We start from the raw sequence: 1,801 nt of genomic DNA on the forward strand, positions 1-1,801 counted from the left end.
ACTCCCTCAATTTAATACGAATATCTCTCGAATGCTCACTTATTCGCAGGATTTCATAGCCCTTGTAATTGGAAATGCGGGTTAAAGGAATGAGTTCAGATCATTTTGGCTTCGTGAAGGCATAGTTAAATAAAGGAGTCAGCTACCACTCCATATTTTACCATATAATGTACATCTCCACACCGCCCCTGGAGGTTTTCCCTCCCATGTCTCAATGGGTCATTTGCCCTTTCATTCCTTCGTCATACCTTTCCAAGGGGTGGAGGCCAGTTATGCTAACCTGATGGGTCACTTTGCCCTTTTGTTAAAGAAACCTGGTACTCCGTACATATTTGAAATCCTACGAATAAGACAACATTCAAAATTAAAGTTTACTATATTAATACATTTTATATATCAAATGTTTTAATTCTAAGCTGCTATAGGAATTAATACTTGGACTTTACTTGGACAATATGACTCATTACTTCGTGCTATTCCTACAAAAATCCTTGCTAGTTTACCTATCAGTTTCATGATTGATTTCATTTTCTTTATCTTCTTTACCTTCACATTATGGGAATGGACAGATTTAAACTCAGGGTTATTCATCACAAGGCTCATAGTTGCTAAGTAGAGGAATCGCCGTAGCCTTGATCTTCCACGCTTTGAAATGACAATCTGTCCTTTCCATTTTCCTGAACTTGCTTCAGCTAGATGCAATCCTGCATGACGTAATAGAGAGTTTCCGTGAGAGAATCCGCTTAAGTCTCCTGACTCACCTAGTATCCCAGCCAATGAAATTTCACTTATTCCCTTAATCATAAGTAGTTTTTTCGCGAATGGTATTTTGCTGAGGACATCTTTAACTTGTTCTTCAACTCTTTCGAGTTGTTTTGCAGCGAGGTCATATTCTTCTAATAATTGTTCTAAATGGAATTTATAAGCATCAAGTGCTTGTCCGGTTCCAATAGAAGATTTTGCTAGATTGATTAGTAATTGAGCCTTTTTAGGTCCAGGTTGTCTTTTCATTAATGACTTCCATCCCCTCATGACATCTAATGGCTCCATTGAAGATATTTCACCTGGAGTTGGAAACAAACGAAGGGTTGCTATGGCTCCTTTGCACGAAACATCGTTAAACACTTGCCGCAGCTCTGGGAAGACAACATCTACCCATCGATTTATTTGATTGATAGACATGACGAGACGTTTTACAACCACATCACGATTAGACATTAGAACTCTAAGTTTCTCAAATGATTCTGATGATGGGCGAATGAAGGAATAATAGCCGTTTTTCACCATATCCGCGATAACGAGCGCATCCTTTTTATCACTCTTAGATTGGGTATTATCACGATTCTCTTTATTCCTTTTTACTAAGTGGGGATTGACCGTTACGACCTCAATGTTTTGGTTATATAACCATTTGGATAGGTTAATCCAATAATGACCTGTAGGCTCCATACCAACTATTGTTGAATCTAATTTTTTTAGTTTTTGTAAGTTTTGAATCCAACTTAATAGTTTTACGAATCCCTCTTCATTATTTTCAAATGAAAGTGGATCTCCAACTACAATTCCTCGGAAGTTAACAGCTCGAGCAACGTGTAGTTGTTGAGCGATATCCACACCAACAATAAGGTGTGTATCGGAAATTCTTTCTATTAGTTGATTTTGTTTGTCTTGCATTTTAAAATTCATAGTAGGGCTTCCTCCTTAAGACAATGAGTTTAGATTGGTCTCTATACTCGTATCTTACTGAGGGGCTCTATTTTTTTCAAACCTGATATTTAACGATCTACAGGAATGCTAACCT

General features: G+C 37.5%; 1 protein-coding gene. It reads right to left on the minus strand.

Annotation, left to right across the window (positions count from 1 at the left end; genetic code table 11):
• Positions 1-411: 411 nt before the first annotated feature.
• On the minus strand, positions 412-1,686 hold the full coding sequence (locus V7083_RS04595) for an IS110 family transposase (RefSeq protein ID WP_335475848.1): 1,275 nt from the start codon (positions 1,684-1,686) through the stop codon (positions 412-414).
• Positions 1,687-1,801: the final 115 nt, after the last annotated feature.

The organism is Bacillus sp. JJ1764, from assembly GCF_036962145.1.
GTDB lineage: Bacteria > Bacillota > Bacilli > Bacillales > Cytobacillaceae > Neobacillus.